Source organism: Tindallia californiensis (assembly GCF_900107405.1).
Lineage (GTDB): Bacteria > Bacillota > Clostridia > Peptostreptococcales > Tindalliaceae > Tindallia > Tindallia californiensis.
The window spans coordinates 217,215-237,902 of the sequence record NZ_FNPV01000002.1 but is presented as its reverse complement, the minus strand read 5'-3'; the positions used below and the strand labels follow the sequence as shown (position 1 = coordinate 237,902).

The window sequence follows — 20,688 nt, the reverse complement described above, 5'->3', positions numbered from 1 at the left end:
ACTTAATAAGAAAGGGGTCAATCCTGTGAATCTGGCACGTATCATTATTCAAATAGGCTTACCGTTATTATTTGTTGCTTTTGTTGCCATGGAAGTCGTTGTTATCCCGTTGGTAGGCTCGAAAGAAAGACGACTGAGAAGAGCTTTAGTAAAAGCATATATTTTAATAACCACCATATTATTTCTTCTGACATTTCCGGAAGTATTAAGAGAACCCATTATTTATAATATTACCGGTGTTTTCGAAACAGGTATATTTTTCAAAATAGATCTGTTGAACTTTCCTTTGCTGATATTGGCAGGGATGCTATGGTTAGTAATTGGTTACTTTAGCCGCGAAGACATTAATTATATATTCTACACCGTAACCTATATTGCGACGATAGGAACGCTTTTAGCAGGGGATTTATTGAGTTTCTTCCTCTTTTTTGAAATCATGACCTTTGCTTCCTATGCGTTAATGGTATATCATCGAGGAGATGAACAACTAGAAGCTGGGTTTGTATATATTTATATGGGTATTATTGGTGGACTGATGATTCTTAGTGGTATTTTGATGCTGTCGGCTTACACGGCAACTTTCGAATGGACAACGCTAGCTGTTCGGTTCAGCGAACTGGGGTACATCAAATACATGATAGCATTTTTCTTAATTGTGGGTTTTGGAATAAAAGCAGGAATGGCACCCTTTCACTTTTGGATGCCTAAAGTCTATGATGGAGCACCTATTGCGGTAATAGCACTATCGTCAGGCGTTTTGATTAAAGTAGGAGCCTATGGAATCTTAAAAGTGTTGTCTGTAACTTTTTCTGTTGATGCAACGCAGGGCCTTCAATTTTATCCAAAGCTATGGGAAGTATCAGAAAATATAGGCTTTGTAGTGATATGGCTTGGTATTTTAACGATGGTAGTCGGTGTTTTTATGGCACTTCAACAGGCAAGCACAAAAAAAATGCTTGCTTATCATAGTGTTTCACAAATGGGTTATATCATTATGGGAGCAGGTGTTGCAGCGTATCTTGGTTACATTGGACCAATGGGATTTGTAGGAAGTATGTACCATATGTTGAACCATTCTTTATTTAAGGTATTGCTGTTTATGGTAGCAGGGGTGGTCTACTATCAGACCGGAGAAACGAACATGTATAAAATGGGAAGCTTATGGAGAAAGATGCCCATAACGGCTGCTCTTTGTTTAATAGCGGCTCTTGGTATTACAGGGATGCCTCTGTTTAATGGTTATGCTAGCAAGACGGTGTTGCACCATGCGATTGAAGAGGCGTTTCTCTATGGGCATCCCTCCTTTGAATATGCTGAATGGATTTTTACGGTGGTAAGCGCTGGAACCGTATGTTCATTTATAAAGTTTTTCTACTTTATTTTTCTAAGAAAGAACAAAGACAATGAAACCTTAACAATCGAAGACCCTAAAACCATGAATATCCCAATGGGAATTTTAGCTGCTTTTATTATTTTCTTTGGAGTAGCTCCCAACTGGCTGATGGATACAGCCTTAATACCTGCAGCAATGGCATTTTCCTATGATCCTGAATTTATATCTAATTATTTGATCGATATGAATTTCTGGAACTGGAAAGATCTTAGTGGTATGATTATCGTATATGCCCTTGGACTGGGGATGTTTCTTATAGGAATGAAATTTCATTTATTCCATCTTAAACTGCCTAGCTGGGCGAATGCCGAAAGATATATTTATTCACCTGTCCATACGGTGTGTGAAAAATTTCCGGACTTCTGTGTCCAAAGATATGAAAAGCCAATTATATTTGGTGACACATTAATTTATGCGATTTTATTGTCTGTTATTTTAGCGATGCTGGTGATTTCCCGGGTTTTTGTTTAGTGTGGCAACAACACTATGGGATAGGGTGATGAAATGATTTTTAAGAACAGACCAGATATTGAGCTTAATGAAGAGTTGGTGAAAAGGAACAAGGTTCCTTTGCTGATAAAAGATCCTTTATGGAAAAGTATGTCAGTTCACATCAAAGATCGTAAGATAGGCGCATTATCAAAAAAACTGGAACAGTTGATAAAAGAAGAAAAAATGAATGAAGCAGAAATAAATAAATTCAAAAAAAAGAAAACAGAAATTACTAAAAACATCTTAGAAATGTCTCATCACCTCAATGAAAATGATCAATATCATTTGATTGATAAGATGAATAAAACGAAAGAAGAGCTGCAGAAAACAAATCAGCACCTTGAGAATGCCTATGAAAAAAGAGAGAGAATGCCGGTGGAGATTCAAAATGCAAATATGGAACTGCTTAGTGCAACGGTTGAGAAGGCAGCACTTCATTTGGTCAAAGAAAATGAGGCGCATCAAAAGGTAGAAGTAGAAATTGAACAGGTTCGCAACAAACTTAATTTGCTGAGAGAGAACAAGGAAAAAGCAGAAGAAAGAATACAATTATACTATCAATTTCTACATTCTTTACTTGGTCCTGAACAAATGGAAAAACTGGATAATCAGATACAGTATACGGATGGTAAATTGTAAGATAGTTATGATTTACTGGAAAGCGAGAGATTTATATGATTGTTTCTACAGGTATCGATCTTATTGAAATTTGTCGCATAAAAAAAGCTGTGGAAAAACATACTGGATTTTTGGATAAAATACTGACAGCTGAAGAAAAAAAGCAATATCGGGAACGTGGAGGTAAAGCAGAGACTGTAGCAGGAATTTTTGCAGCAAAAGAGGCGGCGTCCAAAGTTTTGGGAACTGGTATAGGTAAAGTGGGATGGCATGATATTGTGGTGTTGAAAAACATGGAAGGCGTTCCATCTATTACCCTAAAAAACAATGCTTTGTCTGTTGCTAAAGAGAAAGGAATTAAGCATATCCATATTAGTATTACACACACTAAGGAGCTAGCAATGGCTTATGCAATTGGGGAAAACAACTCTTTTAAGGAAGGAGTATCACTCGATGAAAAAAGATAGTTTGCTTAGACCTGTATGGGCAGAAATTAACCTGGATCATTTAACCCATAATATGAATGAAGTTAGAAGGAACATACCGGACAGCACGCAAATATGTGCTGTGATCAAAGCCAATGGATATGGTCATGGAGCTGTTCAGATTTCCAGGCATCTAGAGGATATGGGTATTGAAAGAATGGCTGTGGCAACGTTAACAGAAGCGATGGAATTGCGCAATGCAGGGTATAAGAAAAACCTGATGGTACTAGGATATACCCCGGATGACAGTGTTGATGATGCCATAGAAAAAGAAATCATCCTAACCATTTATACATTTGAACAGGCCATATATTTATCAAAACGGTCACAAGTAATGAACAGAACAGCTGTTGTACACATAAAACTGGATACGGGAATGTCCAGGCTTGGGTTTCAGCCTAATGAAGAATCGGTTAAAGCAATTTTAGAAATAGGAAAGCTTGAAAATGTAAAAATAGAAGGACTCTATACCCACTTTGCAGCGGCAGACGAATCAAACAAAAAAGAAACATTGATACAAATGGAGCGGTATCATCAATTTTGTCAGCAACTAGAGGCTGAAGGTGGTCATATTCCTATAAAACATATTGCCAACAGTGCCGCAACAATGGATATGCCTGAAACTCATCTCGATATGGTAAGGGTAGGGATCATGATGTATGGGCTTTATCCTTCAGAGGAAGTAGATCATCAGAATATTAAACTTAAAAGAGTCATGGCGCTAAAAACAAAAGTAGCTCATGTGAAAGAGATTGAAGCTGGAACAGGTGTCAGCTATGGACTTACTTTTAGGGCTTCACAAAAAATGACTGTTGCGACACTGCCGATCGGTTATGCGGATGGATTTACCAGAATGCTTGGTGAAAACGCAACCGTAACCATTAGGGGATCTGAATGTCCGGTAATAGGACGAATATGCATGGATCAATGCATGGTTGATGTAACAGGGATAGAAGTAAACCGAGGCGATGAAGTGATCCTTTATGCCCTGGAGGAAGAACAGGGGAAAACCGTTGATGAAGTAGCTCGTAGCCTTGGCACCATTAATTATGAAATTGTATGCATGGTTGGAAGGCGGGTGCCGAGAGTATATATCTTAAATGACACAATAATAGAATATCATGATGATCTTCTTGAAAGCTGCGTTGACATATTCTGATCCAATCGGTTATAATATGCGGTAACAAATTACTTTTCGGTCCGGAGGTGCAATATGAAGAAGCCGGAACAGTTGCTAACCATTAGTTTACCAGAAAACTTAATACGCGAATTAGACCACTTCAGGAAGCGCGAACATAAGAGTAGAAATCAAATTGTCAAGGAAGCGATTCATTTTTTTATGTGTGAAAAAAGTAAAACACTCATGCATGAAGAAATGAAGAATGGATACGAAGAAATGGGAACTATCAACTTGGCTTTGGCAGAAATCGGTCTTTGTATAGAGTATGCGTTGTTAGAGAATTATGAAGACGAAATGCCGGAATGGAAAGAGGTGCCATGGTAAAACGAGGAGAAATATACTATGCTGATTTAAGTCCTGCGGTCGGGTCAGAGCAGGGAGGGATCCGACCGGTTTTGATTGTACAGAACAATATTGGGAATCGATACAGTCCGACGGTTATTGTTGCAGCAATAACAACGCAGATCAATAAGGCGAAACTTCCAACCCATATTGAAGTAAAAGCTCCTGATTATGGGCTGGTTAAAGATTCGGTAATTTTACTGGAACAAATAAGAACCATAGACAAAAAACGACTTCAGCAACGATTAGGAAGAATGGATGATGAATCGATGGATGAAGTTAATCAAGTGTTAATGATTAGTTTAGGACTTATGGATTTTTAGAATCAATACATAGAAAAAACAGTTATGTTAGCAACCTATTATAATAAAAGCAGGCAGGAGTGTAGACACTCATACACCTCCTGCCTGCTTTTGAGCCTATTATTGACATGAAAGGACTAATGAGATGAAAAATTTTTCTTTTGACAAAATGTTAATCCTGTTACTAGTCATTTCTATGGTAAGTGGCATTATGGTGATTAATCAACGCATGAACATAGAGTCTGAGCATAAGCAGATAGAGATATATATAGACTATTACGAAATAAAAGAATTAGCAGAGCAGTCTGAGTATAGCTTTGAGTGGTGGTTAAGTAAATTTAAGGAGTTAGGTGCCACTCATGTTGTTTTGGAAGAAGATAGCCTGGGGCTTTTGCGTCAGGAACTAGAGCCTTTAAGTGTCGAAGTAGGGAGAGATATTCTGAGAGAGTGGAATTGGGAGCGCTTTGCACCGGAATCCTTAGTACACTATCATAGTGAAACAGGCATTGATGATTATGATGTCGTTGTTATGACAGAAGAAAAAGACTTGTACGATAAAATCTCCAATGGGTTGATTAGTCGATACAAGGAAGAAAGGTTCACCTTGCTTGAAGAAGGAGAGACTTACGCGGTTGTTATTCATGGATCCATTAATGACGCTGTTTTTACGGAACCACAACAGTTAGAGGATACAGATGGAAGAAGTTATATGTGGGAACAACGAGTACATTCTTCACAACTAAACAGACTAAGCCTAGGTTTTAATCCGGACAAGGTAGAGGTCATCAAAAATGCAGGACTTGAAATAATGCCCAGACCTCACGGATACAAAGACTGGACCGGCGAAAAATATATAGACGCATTAATAGAAGACATGGCTTTTTATGATATTGAACCTTCGGTAATGTTTTTTTCGGGCAGACAGATACCGGGGTATGTTGATGGATCTATTTCGAAACTCGAGAGCCACTTGATTGAAAATGGCATAAACCTTGGGATGATAGAAACATCTTTTCAGCGAGAACATTTAGAGCTAGACGGTTTTGATGAGTTAGCGAACGGAATGAAGCATCATTCCGTTAGGGTTTTTAATATATGGCCTTTTGTTCAGCAAAGATACCAGTTTTATCATTACGAAGGAGCCGAAGAAATTGAAAATACTCTTTATCGAGCTGTAACGGAGAGAAATATTCGTGTTATTTACTTTAAGCCATTTATGGAAAATCCAAATGTTTATATTACAGACGCAGCAGAATATGAAAAAACCTTTGAAAGGTTTGAGGAAAGAATTTCGAGACATGGAATGAGTCTCGGAGAAGCATCTACCTTTAGCGAGCATCAGGCAGGGTTGATATGGATTCTTTTGATGGTGGTTGGTGTAGCAGCAGGCATGGTTTTAGTGATGAAAAAACTATTGCCGTTACCGAATATGTTGTGGGGGATCTTATTAGTGCTAGTGATTTCTGCATTATTTGGGTTATGGATGCTGAGACCAACCTGGGGCGAAAAATTAATTGCATTGGCAGGCGCCGTCATTTTTCCATCTTTAGGGATGCATTATTTCTGTGAAGATTTGTGGAAGATATCTCTAATGGAGAAAAAGCAGAAGGCTTTACAGGCGTTTTCAATTGGTATTTTAATATTATTGAAAGTAACGGCCATTTCTGCTATTGGTGCTATTATCGTTGCGGCTGTCCTTTCTGATGTCCGCTATTTATTGGAGATGGATATTTTTCGCGGGGTTAAAATAGCACAATTAATTCCTATTGGCGTTTTTGCTTTGCAGTTTATGTATTTCTTCGGATATAAACGAAAAGAGGAAGAGGTATATAGTCCTCAGATAAGGCTTTATGAAATCAGAAGCTTATTAATGGAAAATATAAAAATCATTTATGTGGCCGTACTCGGTTTGGTGATGATCACAGGGTATGTTTACCTTGCTCGAACAGGGCACGAAGGGAATCTTCAACCACTAGAATTAGAAATGATTATTCGAAACTTCTTGGAAGAAAAGCTATTGGTGCGTCCAAGAACAAAGGAGTTTACGGTAGCCTTTCCAGCTCTAATGCTTGGCGGATACATTGCATCATTAAGATTTAAATCCTTATTATTTCTTACAGGAATGGCGGCTGTAATAGGGCAGACTTCAATAGTCAACACATTTAGTCATTTGCGGACTCCGGTCTATGTATCTGTTATCAGAACTATTTATTCACTGATTGCTTCTGTTCCATTTTTTGCTGCCTATTTACTGGGATTAATGATGTTGGTAGCTATCTTTAAGCGATGGATTCGACCAATGTGGGATACGCTGGATCTTGACAGAAATCAATCGTAAGAAAGGAACATAATATGAAACGAATCTTTATGTTTGGATATTACGGATTTAATAATATTGGTGATGAAGCGATCTTGGAAGCGATTGTAGAGTCTTTTCGAGCAGAAATTCCGAGGGTTCAGCTAGCAGCACTTAGCTATAAAGCCAGTGAAACAGAAAAACGATATCAAATTGAAGCCGTTAGCCGTAATCAATTTTGGCAAGTTGTTAAAAAAATAGGCCATTCCGATGTAGTGATGAGCGGCGGTGGGTCGATTCTACAGGATATTACCAGCAGCAGGTCCTTGCTATATTATCTTGGGATTATCTTGTTAGCAAAAATGGCTGGAAAAAAAGTTGTCTTTTATGGAAATGGATTTGGCCCGATCAATCGACCGTTTAATAAGTGGTTAGCAAAGATGATCATTAATAAAGTTGATTTGATAACGCTACGTGACAATGAATCGAAAAAAGTAATGGAATCCCTTGGAATATCGAGAGCAATAACAGTAACGGCGGATGCGGCCTTTAATTTAGAAGCTCTCAATTGTCAAGAAAACCTGTCTTTTAAGGAACCGATCGTCGGTATTTCGATTAGAAACTGGAAGGGCAAAGAAAACTACTGTAGAGTAATTGCACTATGTGCTGATCAACTAGTAAAACGTGGTTATCGGATTCTTTTTCTACCAATGCATCACCCTTCTGATATAAGGATTTCTGAAGAAGTGGCATCAATGATGGAGTCACCTTCAACGATCCTCGATCATCCGATGAAGCCTAGAGAGATGATTGCGCAAATGAGTAAGCTAAACTTTCTGATAGGAATGAGACTGCATTCTCTTATCTTTGCAGCCATAGCTGGAACACCAATGGTTGGACTCTCTTATGAATCGAAAGTCTCGAGCTTTTTGAACCAGGTACGCCAACCGTGCGCTGGTTATGTGGAATCTTTAACAGAACAAGAAATAATGGAATCAATCGATTTACTCATCAAAGAACGGAAAGGTTACGTAACAAATTTGACAGAGGCAAAAAAAGAGTTAAGCATTAAGGCTCGAGAAAACGCTAAAATGCTTAGAGAATTCATGGATAAAGGAGAAAAGTGGTAATGAAATCAATCGATATAATGGGAGTTCCTGTATCAACTGTCAATCATTCGCAAATACCACTTATTATTGATGACTTTATGAATGAATGCCAGTGCAATCTTATTATGACACCTAATCCGGAAATGGTGATGGAAGCACAGAAAAATGAGGCATTAATGAAAGCACTGCATGCCTCGGACTTAGTACTAGCTGATGGAATTGGACTGGTGATTGCTTCGAAAATAAAAAGAAAAGGGATTAAGGAGCGAGTGACAGGCATTGATACAATGGATCAAATTCTTTCTTATTGTCATCTGCACAACAAGAAAATTTTTCTCTTAGGGGGAAAACCCGGAACTTGCGAACAAGCGGCACTTAATATCAATCAAAAATATGCTAATATTGAGATTGTTGGAACTCACCATGGGTATTTTGAAAATAGCGAGACAGAAGAAATGATCAAAATGATTAACCTGTCTGAAGCAGATGCTTTGTTTGCTGGTTTAGGATTTCCAAAGCAGGAAATATGGATTAGTGAAAATCAGCACCGGTTTACCTGTAAACTGGCGATGGGTGTTGGCGGAAGTCTTGATGTATATGCGGGCAATGTGAAAAGAGCTCCTCTTATCTTTCAAAAGACTGGTTTGGAATGGTTTTATCGGTTGATAAAAGAACCATGGAGGGTGAAGCGAATGGCTGTGTTGCCCCAATTTTTGTGGGAAGTATTGTGGAGATAAAGGAAAGGTAGTGATTGGCATGAAAAAAAGTTCGGCGTTACTGGAGTATTCAGTAATTACACTGGGCAGTGCAATGATGGCATTTGCCTTACATTTTTTTTTGGAACCTAATACGATTGCGCCTGGTGGCGTTACTGGATTAGCCGTTGTTATTCAAAAACTGATGGGCATTCCTATGGATATTACAAATCTGGCAATCAACGTTCCGCTATTTATTGCAGGAATAATGATTTTAGGGAAAGCCTTTGGAGCAAAGACAGCTTATGCAACCATCATGCTGTCCTTATTTTTGAGACTCTTTATTATTTTTTTTGGTGCTGATTATACGATTACTTCAGATATCCTCCTTGCAGCCATTTATGGTGGTGTAACCTTAGGAGTAGGGATTGGTTTAGTATTCAAAATGGGTGGTACGACAGGAGGGACCGATTTAGCCGGTGCGATGCTTAATCATTATATCCCTACTTTAAGCATTGCGAAACTAATGATGATACTCGATTTAATGATTGTTGCTTTTGCGGGAATGGTAGAAAAAAAGATGGAGACAGCCTTATATTCGGTAATAGCCTTATACATTGTTGTAAAACTGGCTGACTTTATTGTTGAAGACTTGAGTTATTCCAAAGCATTTTATATTATTTCTCAAAAATCCGATATCATTGGCAAGCGGATTATTGATGAGCTGGATCGAGGAGTTACTTCGATTAATTCAAAAGGAATGTACACCGGCGAAGAGAAAGAGATGCTTTTATGTGTCGTGAGTCGGGCGCAAGTGATAAAATTAAAAAAATTAGTGTATGAAGAAGATCCTTATGCTTTCATGATGGTGGCAACGATTCACGAAGTGTTGGGTGAAGGTTTCAAGGAAGTAGATTCACTGTAGGCACATAAGCGTGCCAAAAGCCCTATCTTGAAATAGAAAAGAATTTGTAAAACAACTGTAACCATATGATTGGTTCCTTTTACTATAATGGTGTAGAGCAACTGAGTAGATTAGATGATCATCAAATAAAGACGGAGGGATCAAATGAAAGCCTGGAAAAAAGTGTTATTAATCGCATCAGTGACGGGAGTATTGTTGATCAATAGCTTGATGCAACCTGTGTTTGCCAGTGGATATCTATATGAAGACAGGCAAAAAAATAATATTGGTAGTGGGGTTACTCATGAGCGAGTGCTTCGTTTCGGAGAAAACGGATGGCTGCATATGAACGTGGTTACGATAGACTTGAAAAACGATAAAAGTGAAATAGATTTACTGCAAAGTTCGCAGGGAGTATCTCATAAAGAAACACTAAGCCAGATGCTGACACAGAAAGAGAATCCTATTGCGGCTATTAACACAGACTTTTTTTATGTGACCAATCCGGACTCTCCCTTAGGGATAATGGTAAGGGATGGTCAGGTAGTTAGTAGTCCGGTAACGGTAAAGCCGTTTTCGGCATTAGGAATTACAAAAGATCGAGAAGCTATGATCGATACTTGGCAAAACAATATGTATATTTCCTCTGAGAGAGGAGGAATCTTCAGTGTTAAAGCCTATAATAAGATCACTTGGAATTATCACCAGACAACGATCATGGACCGGAACTGGGGAGAAAAAAGTCCAGGAGCATCAGACGAATATCCTGATCTAGTGGAAATTGTAGTTAAGGATGGACAGGTGCAGGAGGTAAGAAGAGGATTACCCGCTGTTACCATTCCGGAAAATGGCTATGTACTACTGGCCTCCGGTCAAGAAGGGAACGAACTTTACGAAGCCATTAAGCCTAGCGAAAAATTAACTTTCCACCCTCAGATGATACCCAGTTTGGAAGGAATTGAATTAGCTGTTGGCGGTGGCACGCCGCTGGTACGAAATGGTCAAATTGCTTCTTTTACAGAACCGGTAACAGGCAATCATCCAAGAACAGCTGTAGGAATTGATAATAGCGGATCAAAGTTACTCATGGTAACGGTGGATGGACGGCATACCTCTTATCGAGGTGTCAATGGAGAAGTGTTAGCAAGACTAATGATAGAAATGGGTAGTTTTAATGCCTTGCTAATGGACGGAGGTGGCTCTACCACGATGATGGTCAGAAGTCCAGGTGATGCGAAAGCAGCACTGGCAAATACCCCCTCTGATGGAGGACAGCGGAGAATAATCAATGCATTGGCCGTTTCTTCTGCTAGTAATGGCTATGATGATTTAGGGGGCATTGTGTTAGAGGCAAGCCAAGATGTAATCTTTAAGAGTAATGGTATTGCTTTGGAAATAAAAGGGTATGATGAAGCCTACAGGCCAGTTGCAGTTGATGTTAATCAAGCTGAGTTTCGTATACTGGAAGGCGAAGGTCGTGTAGAGTCTGGTAAATTAATACCCGATGCTTCAGGTAAATTGGTAGTTGAAGCAACCTATAGGGATAAAAAAAGCCAAATGGACTTTCGTGTCATCGATGAATTGGCCGCCATTCAAATTCATACTCCATCCTACTATATGAACAGAAATGATGAAGTGAAACTAAGGGTGGAAGGCATCGATCCGGATGGTTATCGAGCACCTTTAAGCTTTGAACAGGTAAGCTGGGAAGACAGCAACCAATTAGGAAGTTTTGAACGAAGTGTTTACAAAAGTGCTGATCGAAATGGAGTAACCGTTCTGAAGGCCAGCTACAATGGACATTCGGCGGCTATTCCGATGGCCGTAGGGTCTCAAGACACAAAACTACCAGCCTTTAGGGAGTATACCCCTGGATTTTTAGGGTATCCTGAGCAGGTAACAGGAAATGTGTCAATTGCCGGGAAAGGCAAAACAAATAATCACTCGATACAACTGGATTATGACCTGACAGGATCTGTAGAGACGACGGCGGCTTATATCACCTTTGGCAATGACTACCCTCTTCCTGCGGGCACCAGTGAAATTGGTGTTTGGGTGCATGCTGAAGAAACGGCACCACACTGGATTAGAGCTCAGGTTCAGGATGGAAGTGGCGCTAATCACACCGTTGATCTGAAGCAAGGGATAGACTGGAGCGGCTGGGAGTATGTGAGTGGGTCTTTGCCCAGAAACTTAAAAGCTCCTTTGAAACTACATCGGTTATACGTTGTGGAACCAGATCCTTTCTTTAAGACTTCAGGAACCTTATTATTTGATGGGATGGAAGCAATCGCGCCTTTAAGTTTACCCACACTAACGGCTGAAGAAACTGGAGGACAGGTAAGAGATAGAAGAAACAGATCCATAGAGAAGGCTGACAAAAAGTATGCCATTACCTCTGATCTGCAAGTAATAGCAGGTGGGACTACGATTATTAGTAAGGATCAATCTTTTGCTTCTGCTGAAGAGTCAGACACCATATTCTTAAAATTAGATGGTCATCAGCAAGGCATCAGGCAAACCAATTATCAGCAATGGCCATGGCTAAAAAACAAGCTTACAAATGTGACGGCTAAAAACATTGTTATACTAATGAATGGTCCTATTTGGGGTCCGGAAGGATTTAGAGATGAATTGGAAGCAGAACTGCTCAATGATCAACTGGTCAGTCTGGTAGATTCAGGTAAAAATGTATTTGTCTTTTATAGTCAGGGATCTAGAGGGACTGAAATACGAGAAGGAGTACGATATGTAGGTTTAGGAAAAAGTTCAGAGCATCTAATGAATCTATACCTTGAATCGAAGGAACTATTTTACAAAGCAAGCGATGATACCAGTATTGAAATACCGAATGAACAAGAGGAAAAAAAGGAAGACACCGAAGACAATAAGGAAGCCATTGATGAAACAAAAAGAGCTGTTGTGTTTTGGGTTGGACAGAACTATTATATTTCCGATAATGAACGGGTAGACCTGGATGCGGCTCCTTACATTAATGAAGACCGGTTAATGGTACCGGTAGCTCATGTTTCAAGAGCACTCGGTATTCCCAGAGAAAATGTGGGATGGGACGGCGAAAAATCGATGGCGATCATTGAAACATTAGAAGGAAATATATTACAGATGAGTATTGGAAGTTCCAAACTATATATTGATGGTGATTCTATCGAAATGGGCAGCGAAGCAGAAATAAGAAATGATCGAACTTTTGTACCTATTTCTCGCTTTGCCAGAGCGATGAATGTAGATTATATATGGAATCCTGACCGACAAACCGTTTCCTTTTAAGCAGATTAAGCAAAAAAAGAAAAACAGCATATCCTAGGTTTTTAGCATCTGTCCGGAAAAGACAGATGCTTTTTTATGCTTTTGTGAATGATTTGGTCGAAACATGGTATAAGAGAGATAAAGGGTTCGTAGGTTATGAAGGAAACATCTAAAGGAGGACTTGTTTTATGGAAAAATACAAAGTGGACTGGCGACAATTAAACAGCTTTTGTTCGATGGAAAATTTTGATTTTGAAACAACGCAAGAGTTAAGACCCTTAAAAGGTATTATTGGGCAAGATAGGGCTGTGAAATCTTTAGAGTTTGGTTTGAAAATGAATAAAAAAGGATATAATATTTATATTTCTGGCCTTAGTGGAACAGGGAGAAGCAGCTATTCTGAATCTATTGCTCGGTCTTATGCGGAGAGTATGCCTACACCGCAGGATTGGGTATACGTTTACAACTTTAAGCACCCAGATAAACCGAAGTCACTTGGCATGGAGGCAGGATTAGGTCGTCAATTTAAAAAAGACATTGAATCTATGATCGAGCAAATTCGAAATGAAATCATAACAGCTTTTCGAAGCACGGATTATGAATCGAAAAAAACAGAGCTGGTAAAAGAATATCAAAATAAAAACAAAGAAATATTGAAAAAACTTAATGAAATAGCGGCTGAATATGGGTTTATGTTCAAAGAAACAGAGCATGGACTTGTAACAATTCCCTTAGTAGAAGATCGTCCGATGAGCCAGGAAGAGTATGAAAACCTGTCAGCGGAAAAAATGGATGAGCTTCGTGAAAAATCAAACGAACTTAGTTTGAAAACCTTTGAGCATTTCAATGAGATAAAAGATCTAGAAGAGCAGCTAAGACGCAAAGTTAAAAAACTGGATGAAAAAACAGGATACGATGTCATTAATTATTACATTAAAAAACTTTTAAATCGGTATAATCACAGGAAAGAAATAAGAGAATATATTAATGAATTAGAAAGAGATATCGTTGAAAACATTCATCGGTTTAGAAAAGGGGAAGATTCTTCTCAAGAAAAAGGAAACGCCTTCTTTATTAAAAAATCGGGTGATGACCATTTTCATCTTCGTTATAAAGTGAATCTGCTGGTGGATCACAGTGAAACGAAACATGCTCCTATTATTAATGAAAACAATCCTACTTTTTACAATTTAATGGGAGCCATTGAATATAAAAATGAAATGGGAGCATTGAAAACCGATTTCACTCAAATTAAAGCAGGGTCATTGCATATGGCTAATGGTGGGTTTCTACTACTGCATACAAGAGAAATATTACTACAGCCTTATGCATGGGATACGTTGAAACGCGCCTTAAAGACTAATGAAATCAATATTGAAAACCTGTCACAACAGATGGGACTCATTGTAACATCATCACTAAAACCAGAGCCTATTCCTTTGGATATAAAAGTAATCTTGATCGGGGATGCGTATACCTATAGCTTGCTTTATGCACTGGACGAAGACTTTAAAAAACTATTTAAGATTATGGCGGATTTTGATACAGAAATGAGCCGAGATCAGGAAAATATGGAAAAAATGGCTGCCTTTATAGCAACTCACTGCGAAGAAGTAGGACTTAAGGATTTTGACCGATCGGCCGTATGCAGAGTGATTCAATACAGTTCAAGGTTGGCGGATCATCAGGAAAAGTTAACTTCTCGCTTTAGTCAGGTAGTGGAAGTGTTGTATGAAGCAGATCAATGGGCTACGGAAGACTATTCAGATACCGTAGCTGTGGAACATGTTGATAAATCCATCGAAGAGAGGATTTACAGAAACAACAAATACGAAGAAAAATTAAACGAATTATTCCAGGACGGCACCCTTTTGATGGATGTCACGGGAAATAAAACCGGTCAAATTAACGGTTTGGTTGTTATGGGCTCTGGGCAACATTCTTTTGGAAAGCCGTCACGCATCACGGTCACCACTTATCGCGGAAAACCGGGCATTATTAATATCGAACGGGAAGTGGCGAAAAGCGGTCCGATTCACTCAAAAGGAGTATATGTCCTTAGTGGATATCTAGGTAAAAAATATGCACAAGAACATCCGATTTCTCTTTCGGTGAGCATCAGTTTTGAACAAAACTATTCTATGATTGATGGAGACAGTGCATCCAGCACAGAGTTATATGGGATATTATCAAGCATTTCCAATGTTCCTATCAAACAATCGATTGCGGTTACAGGCTCTGTTAATCAAAATGGCGAAATTCAACCAATAGGAGGAGTAAACGAAAAAATTGAAGGATTTTTTGATGTGTGCAAGCGTATGAGTTTTACGGGGGACCAAGGTGTTATTATTCCTAAACAAAACATGAAAAACTTAATGCTGAAGGATGAAGTAGTAGAAGCTGTAAAAGACGGCGAGTTTCATATATATGCGATCAGTCATGTGGAAGAAGGGATTGAAATCCTTACAGGAGTTCCTGCAGGAACAGAAGATGAAAATGGAAATTATCCGGAAGGTACCATTAATGCGATGGTTCGCAACAGGTTAAAAAGAATTCATAAAGAAGACAGCAAGAAGGCTAATGATTCCAAGGATGCGTAACAGATTGAAAGTAAAGTCATGCCTAGTATCTAAGAAGGCTCTCTATGAATGAGAGCCTGTTTTTTTGCAATTGATTATTTCTGATTCGGTAATAATCCGCTGAACTGGGATGTCATGTGGTTCTCTGGGAACGCGTGGCACTAACTGAAAATCATAGACTAAGGAAATAAGGTGAGCATTTTGTCGAAGCTTTGGTAAAAATCGATCATAGTATCCAGCTCCAAATCCTATTCGATAACCCTCTCTGTCAAAAACCACACCAGGTACAATGACCAGATCAAGTATCTGTGGATCTGAAGGGCGTAAAGCCTCGGGCTTTGGTTCCAGCAAACCAAAATGAGCAACCTGAAGATCTTGAGAAGGTTCTATAAGCTCAGAAACCGTTAAATGATGGTTGGAAGGGTTGGTAACAGGGATATAAATGTGCTTATTCTGTGCTAAGAACAATTCAATAAGGGAGAAGGTCTGAACTTCATTTCTGAAATCTAGATAAATCATCATATGGTTTGCCTTTTTCCATGCTTCTGTTTGAAACAAATGGTGATGAATAGAAGTACTTTTTTGTTTCACCTGATCAACTTTTAAAGATTCTCTTTGGGCAATCATTTTTTTTCGAATCGTTTGTTTCATGAAAAAACTCCTTTCTTTGCTCGTGTCTGAATACTAGCACCTTAGATGGCTAATGTACTAGTATAAGGCTGTTAACATAGTGGACAGTCCATGTCGTTTCATCATAAAAGGAAATAAGTATCAGCAAAAACACTGATTAGCAAATCGAATGAGACATTATATTCATTTTAACAGACTTCTTGCAATTATGCCTAGGATAAGGTTATAATGAAGATTGAATCAGACTAATTTCAGGAGTGATTGCTCTTTGATCGAATTCAGTAGCATAACCAAAGTATATGATAACGGCATACACGCACTTAAAAATATTAACTTAAAAATAAATAAGGGAGAATTTTTGTTCTTGGTAGGCCCAAGTGGAGCTGGAAAATCAACGTTTATTAAACTTTTGCTACGGGAAGAGCAAGCAACATCGGGCAAAATAATTGTTGATGGAGAAGATATCACCAAATTATCTCAAAGACAAATTCCTTACCTGAGACGTAAAATAAGTGTTGTCTTTCAAGATTTCAGATTACTGGAAGATAAAACCCTTTATGAAAATGTTGCTTTTGCAATGCAAGTAACTGGTGCTTCGCCGAAAGAAATAAGAAGGCAGGTACCGATGATGTTGGGAATGGTAGGTTTAAGTGACAGAGCGAAACAGTATCCGCACCAGCTTTCTGGTGGTGAAAAACAGAGAGTTTCCATTGCGAGAGCGATTGTTAACCGGCCGATTATTCTGATAGCGGACGAGCCAACAGGAAACCTGGATCCGGATACAGCGTGGGAAGTAATGAAAGTACTAAGGCATATCAGTAGAAGAGGGACAACCATTCTGATGGCAACCCATGCAAAAGACATTGTAGATGTGATGCAGCAAAGAGTGATTGCCCTTGAGAAAGGGAATATCGTGCGGGATGTCCAGAGGGGGATTTACGGCTATGAAACTTAGATCCTTTCAGTACATACTGCAGCAAAGCTTTAAGGGAATCTGGCGCAATAAAGGGATGGGTGTTGCTTCTATCAGCTCTGTGGCGGCCTCTTTGACCATACTGGGGCTAATGATGATTTTAGTTTTGAATATGGGGCATTTGGCAAGCCTTGCTCAAACACAGTTTGATAGTATGCAGGTATACTTAGAAGACGATCTTTCCTCTCAGGAAATTGATGTCCTTGGATCTAAGATAGGTGATGTCCAAGGCGTGTCTTATGTTCATTACGAGTCGAAAGAAATGGCACTGGCCAATATGAAAGAAAGATGGGGCGAACAGGGCCATTTACTGGACTCTTTAGACAATAACCCGCTGCCTAACTCCTATATTGTACATGTCCATCATATTCGTTACTCAGACGGTGTTGTGAATGAAATAGGCCGACTGACTGGAGTGGATGAAATAAGGTATTATAGAGATATTATAGATAACCTTATCCGCATTGCAGGTCTTGTCAGGACTGTAGGCTTGATCGTAATGACGGTGTTGATTCTAATCGCCACCTTCATCATTTCGAATACGATAAAACTAACCATTAATGCCCGAAAAAGAGAGATAAGAATTATGAAAGATGTTGGCGCTACCAATTGGTTTATCAGATGGCCTTTCTTTCTGGAAGGTACCATTTTGGGTTTAGTGGGTGCCATGATTGCGGTAATCATTGTGTATGTTGGGTATCAAACTATTTTTGACATGGTAACTACAAGGTTTTTTGTTATTTTCAGCGCATACCTTCTATCCGTGGAAGAAATGATGCAACGTACGGTAATTATGTTTGCTGTTCTTGGATCTGGAGTAGGTGCGCTGGGTAGTATTATATCCCTGAGGAAACATCTTGAGATATAAGAAAATGTGCTGTAGAAGGAGGAATTCATTTGCGAAGAGTACATAAAATAACGCTGACATTACTCGTTCTGATTGCTATTGGCTTTACACAAGTGACATTCGGGAGTGAGGTTGAACAAATCAACCGCCAACTACAGGAGCTTCAAAATCAGCGACAAAGCATAGATTCGGCCATTCGAGAAAATACAAGAGAGCAGCGAAGCGTTACGGAACAATTAAACTACTTAAATGGTGAAATACAAAAAGCAGAGGAAGAAGTAAACTCTCTTAACAATCAGATTGGTGATACAGAAAATCGAATCCTTGAAACTCAATTAGCATTGGAAGAGGCCATTGAAACTATCGAGGAAAAAGAAGAACTACTAGGAAAAAGATTGGATGCAATGTATCGGAATGGAAATGCTGCCTATGCAGAAGTACTGTTTAATTCTAAAGATTTTTCTGAACTGCTGAGTAATATGGATATGGTAAAGCTTATTGTTGAAAGTGACATTGAATTGATTCAATTTATGGAAGATCAAAAGATCCTGATTGAAGATAAGAAAGCCGAACTTGAAGCAAATCGACGGTACTTAGCAGAACTGAAAAGGACTGTTGAAAATCAACGGGAGTATTTGGTAGTTACCAGAGGTGAACAACAAAGGCTTCAATCTCAGCTTGCGGAAGACAAACAGGAATTAGAAGCACAATTGGATCAGTTGGAACAGGAAGCGCGAAACTTAGAGCAGGTGCTGGTAAACCTTCAATCGGATAGGGATTATGAAGGGGGAGAAATGCGCTGGCCGGTGCCTGGCCATTCTCGCATATCGTCACCTTATGGCAATAGAATCCATCCAATCCTTGGGACGAACCGGTTTCACTCAGGTATTGATATCCCTGCTCCTACAGGAACCGATATTATCGCCGCAGGCCCGGGAACGGTAGCTTTTTCTGGCAGTCGTGGCGGTTATGGTAGAACCATTTTTATTGATCATGGTGGTGGCATTATCACTCTTTATGCTCATTGTGACCGATTGATCGTTTCTGAAGGAGAGCGGGTAACAGCAGGCCAGGTAATTGCAAAAGTGGGGAGTACAGGGATGTCAACAGGCCCTCATCTTCATTTTGAAGTTAGAAAAAATGGTAAATACGTAGATCCAATGCCATGGCTGCAATAATTTGAAGTGAGAAGCATCTCTCAAAAGAGAGGTGCTTTTTTTCTAAGCATTTCAGAGTGGTAGTCAGCTTATAAAATATGAGATACAATGATTGATAAAAGGGTAGTAATAATTTGAAAAGGGGAAATTTGATGATAAGCAAAAGAAAAGCTTTTACAACGATGGTTATACTGGTGGTTTTTACGGCATTTATAACCTTTAGTGTCAGCAATATGATGGCACTAAACATTGGGAACAAGATGATTATCAGCCATGAAATGTATCAAAAGCTTATTGAGGAAAATGACAATATGGGAAAAGTAGTCCAGTTAAAACATTTTCTTATGGAAGAGTATTATGAAGAACTGGAAGAAGAAATCCTTATTGACGGTGCTATTCATGGTATGTTTGAAGCTGTAGGAGATCCTTATACTACTTATTTAGATGCTAAAGACATGTCGGATATGTTGATGAGTACTCAAGGTGTTTATGGAGGAATTGGAATTATTGTTACAGCAGATGAAGATGGATATGTTTCCGTTGTATCTCCTATTGAAGATACTCCCGGAGAAAGAGCCGGATTAACCACAGGTGATCGGATTATTAGCGTTGATGATGAAGATGTATCAGGAAATCGGTTAGATGATGCTGTTTCGCTAATGAGAGGCGATGCAGATACAGAAGTCAAGCTGGAAATCATGAAAAGGAACCAGGAAAAAGCTGTAGAAATATCTGTTGTGCGAGAAATCATAAGAATTCAGTCTGTACGCGCGGAGATTATGGAAGATAAGATAGGTTATATACGTGTTACAAATTTCGATGAGAAAACCGCTTCTGATTTTCAATTTGAAATGGATGAATTGACAAGACAAGGAATAGATCGTGTTATTTTAGACTTAAGAAACAATCCGGGCGGGCTATTAAGTTCGGCAATACGTATGTCGGATTTATTACTGGACGAAGGCTTAATTGTATACACAGAAGATAGGCATGGCAATCGTAAAGAAGAATATGCCAGTGAAGGACATTATGAGATGGCATTAGTGGTATTGATTAATGAAGGATCTGCCAGCGCATCCGAAATACTGGCTGGTGCTTTGCAAGATCATGAAAAAGCGATCCTTGTTGGTGAACAGTCATTTGGAAAAGGACTAGTACAGGAAATGCAACAACTTCCTGATGGAACAGGGTTTAAGTTTACGGTTTCTGAATACTTTACTCCTTCTGGGCGCAGCATTCATGACAAAGGTATTGAACCAGATCATGTAGTGAGAATATCGGAAGAAGAATTGTTGGAAAGTCAGGGACAGGACTTGGAACTGCAGGATGACATTCAATTACAAAAAGCAATAGAGTTATTACAACAACGACAGTAATAGCAAGATAGCGACAGTAAATTTCTTGATGAGTAAAGGTGAT

At 39.0% G+C, this 20,688-nt stretch carries 17 protein-coding genes; 16 read left to right on the top strand and 1 reads right to left on the bottom strand.

Annotation, left to right across the window (positions count from 1 at the left end):
* Window positions 1-25: 25 nt before the first annotated feature.
* The 12 genes from BLV55_RS03255 (at window position 26) to BLV55_RS03200 (ending at window position 15,683) form a co-directional block, all read left to right on the top strand.
* Window positions 26-1,864: a complex I subunit 5 family protein gene (locus tag BLV55_RS03255; RefSeq protein ID WP_093311070.1), complete on the top strand. Its 1,839-nt coding sequence runs from the start codon at window positions 26-28 to the stop codon at window positions 1,862-1,864.
* A gap of 33 nt (window positions 1,865-1,897) precedes the next feature.
* Window positions 1,898-2,524 carry a hypothetical protein gene (locus BLV55_RS03250; protein WP_093311068.1) on the top strand — a complete coding sequence of 209 codons (627 nt, stop codon included), beginning with the start codon at window positions 1,898-1,900 and terminating at the stop codon, window positions 2,522-2,524.
* A gap of 35 nt (window positions 2,525-2,559) precedes the next feature.
* Entirely contained in the window at window positions 2,560-2,970 is a 411-nt protein-coding gene (gene acpS / locus BLV55_RS03245) for a holo-ACP synthase (protein ID WP_093311065.1), read from the top strand.
* Window positions 2,957-4,147, top strand: a complete 1,191-nt coding sequence (gene alr, locus BLV55_RS03240) for an alanine racemase (RefSeq protein ID WP_093311062.1) — start codon at window positions 2,957-2,959, stop codon at window positions 4,145-4,147. Before acpS ends, alr begins: the two co-directional genes overlap by 14 nt.
* 54 nt (window positions 4,148-4,201) lie before the next feature.
* Window positions 4,202-4,492 (top strand): ribbon-helix-helix domain-containing protein, encoded by a 291-nt coding sequence (locus BLV55_RS03235; protein ID WP_093311059.1) that lies wholly within the window; start codon window positions 4,202-4,204, stop codon window positions 4,490-4,492.
* Window positions 4,471-4,833 (top strand): type II toxin-antitoxin system PemK/MazF family toxin, encoded by a 363-nt coding sequence (locus BLV55_RS03230; protein ID WP_456300628.1) that lies wholly within the window; start codon window positions 4,471-4,473, stop codon window positions 4,831-4,833. Before BLV55_RS03235 ends, BLV55_RS03230 begins: the two co-directional genes overlap by 22 nt.
* Window positions 4,834-4,957: 124 nt before the next feature.
* The gene (locus BLV55_RS03225) at window positions 4,958-7,150 is read left to right on the top strand and encodes a DUF5693 family protein (RefSeq protein ID WP_093311054.1); all 2,193 of its coding nucleotides are present in this window, start codon (window positions 4,958-4,960) and stop codon (window positions 7,148-7,150) included.
* Window positions 7,151-7,164: 14 nt separating this feature from the next.
* Complete coding sequence (gene csaB, locus BLV55_RS03220) at window positions 7,165-8,238, top strand: polysaccharide pyruvyl transferase CsaB (protein WP_093311051.1); 1,074 nt, start codon at window positions 7,165-7,167, stop codon at window positions 8,236-8,238.
* Window positions 8,238-8,954 (top strand): WecB/TagA/CpsF family glycosyltransferase, encoded by a 717-nt coding sequence (locus BLV55_RS03215; protein WP_093311048.1) that lies wholly within the window; start codon window positions 8,238-8,240, stop codon window positions 8,952-8,954. Before csaB ends, BLV55_RS03215 begins: the two co-directional genes overlap by 1 nt.
* A 19-nt stretch (window positions 8,955-8,973) precedes the next feature.
* Window positions 8,974-9,837: a YitT family protein gene (locus tag BLV55_RS03210; protein ID WP_093311047.1), complete on the top strand. Its 864-nt coding sequence runs from the start codon at window positions 8,974-8,976 to the stop codon at window positions 9,835-9,837.
* 144 nt (window positions 9,838-9,981) lie between these two features.
* Window positions 9,982-13,104, top strand: a complete 3,123-nt coding sequence (locus BLV55_RS03205; protein ID WP_093311045.1) for a phosphodiester glycosidase family protein — start codon at window positions 9,982-9,984, stop codon at window positions 13,102-13,104.
* A gap of 167 nt (window positions 13,105-13,271) precedes the next feature.
* Window positions 13,272-15,683, top strand: a complete 2,412-nt coding sequence (locus tag BLV55_RS03200) for an ATP-binding protein (RefSeq protein WP_093311043.1) — start codon at window positions 13,272-13,274, stop codon at window positions 15,681-15,683.
* Between the two features lie 42 nt (window positions 15,684-15,725).
* On the opposite strand, the gene BLV55_RS03195 is transcribed toward BLV55_RS03200, so the two are convergent.
* Window positions 15,726-16,313 carry a 5-formyltetrahydrofolate cyclo-ligase gene (locus BLV55_RS03195; RefSeq protein ID WP_093311042.1) on the bottom strand — a complete coding sequence of 196 codons (588 nt, stop codon included), beginning with the start codon at window positions 16,311-16,313 and terminating at the stop codon, window positions 15,726-15,728.
* A gap of 247 nt (window positions 16,314-16,560) precedes the next feature.
* On the opposite strand from BLV55_RS03195, the gene ftsE reads away from it, so the two are divergent.
* The 4 genes from ftsE (at window position 16,561) to BLV55_RS03175 (ending at window position 20,645) form a co-directional block, all read left to right on the top strand.
* Window positions 16,561-17,247 carry a cell division ATP-binding protein FtsE gene (gene ftsE / locus BLV55_RS03190; RefSeq protein WP_093311039.1) on the top strand — a complete coding sequence of 229 codons (687 nt, stop codon included), beginning with the start codon at window positions 16,561-16,563 and terminating at the stop codon, window positions 17,245-17,247.
* Entirely contained in the window at window positions 17,237-18,133 is an 897-nt protein-coding gene (gene ftsX, locus BLV55_RS03185; RefSeq protein WP_093311037.1) for a permease-like cell division protein FtsX, read from the top strand. Before ftsE ends, ftsX begins: the two co-directional genes overlap by 11 nt.
* Before the next feature lie 29 nt (window positions 18,134-18,162).
* Window positions 18,163-19,290: a murein hydrolase activator EnvC family protein gene (locus BLV55_RS03180; RefSeq protein ID WP_093311036.1), complete on the top strand. Its 1,128-nt coding sequence runs from the start codon at window positions 18,163-18,165 to the stop codon at window positions 19,288-19,290.
* 131 nt (window positions 19,291-19,421) lie between these two features.
* The gene (locus tag BLV55_RS03175; protein ID WP_093311034.1) at window positions 19,422-20,645 is read left to right on the top strand and encodes a S41 family peptidase; all 1,224 of its coding nucleotides are present in this window, start codon (window positions 19,422-19,424) and stop codon (window positions 20,643-20,645) included.
* The last annotated feature ends 43 nt before the right edge of the window (window positions 20,646-20,688 follow it).

Coding starts and splice junctions, on each gene's coding strand:
- BLV55_RS03250 (WP_093311068.1), top strand. CDS start 1,898: ATGATTTTTAAGAACAGACCAGATATTGAGCTTAATGAAGAGTTGGTG.
- acpS (WP_093311065.1), top strand. CDS start 2,560: ATGATTGTTTCTACAGGTATCGATCTTATTGAAATTTGTCGCATAAAA.
- alr (WP_093311062.1), top strand. CDS start 2,957: ATGAAAAAAGATAGTTTGCTTAGACCTGTATGGGCAGAAATTAACCTG.
- BLV55_RS03235 (WP_093311059.1), top strand. CDS start 4,202: ATGAAGAAGCCGGAACAGTTGCTAACCATTAGTTTACCAGAAAACTTA.
- BLV55_RS03230 (WP_456300628.1), top strand. CDS start 4,471: ATGGAAAGAGGTGCCATGGTAAAACGAGGAGAAATATACTATGCTGAT.
- BLV55_RS03225 (WP_093311054.1), top strand. CDS start 4,958: ATGAAAAATTTTTCTTTTGACAAAATGTTAATCCTGTTACTAGTCATT.
- csaB (WP_093311051.1), top strand. CDS start 7,165: ATGAAACGAATCTTTATGTTTGGATATTACGGATTTAATAATATTGGT.
- BLV55_RS03215 (WP_093311048.1), top strand. CDS start 8,238: ATGAAATCAATCGATATAATGGGAGTTCCTGTATCAACTGTCAATCAT.
- BLV55_RS03210 (WP_093311047.1), top strand. CDS start 8,974: ATGAAAAAAAGTTCGGCGTTACTGGAGTATTCAGTAATTACACTGGGC.
- BLV55_RS03205 (WP_093311045.1), top strand. CDS start 9,982: ATGAAAGCCTGGAAAAAAGTGTTATTAATCGCATCAGTGACGGGAGTA.
- BLV55_RS03200 (WP_093311043.1), top strand. CDS start 13,272: ATGGAAAAATACAAAGTGGACTGGCGACAATTAAACAGCTTTTGTTCG.
- BLV55_RS03195 (WP_093311042.1), bottom strand. CDS start 16,313: ATGAAACAAACGATTCGAAAAAAAATGATTGCCCAAAGAGAATCTTTA.
- ftsX (WP_093311037.1), top strand. CDS start 17,237: ATGAAACTTAGATCCTTTCAGTACATACTGCAGCAAAGCTTTAAGGGA.
- BLV55_RS03175 (WP_093311034.1), top strand. CDS start 19,422: ATGATAAGCAAAAGAAAAGCTTTTACAACGATGGTTATACTGGTGGTT.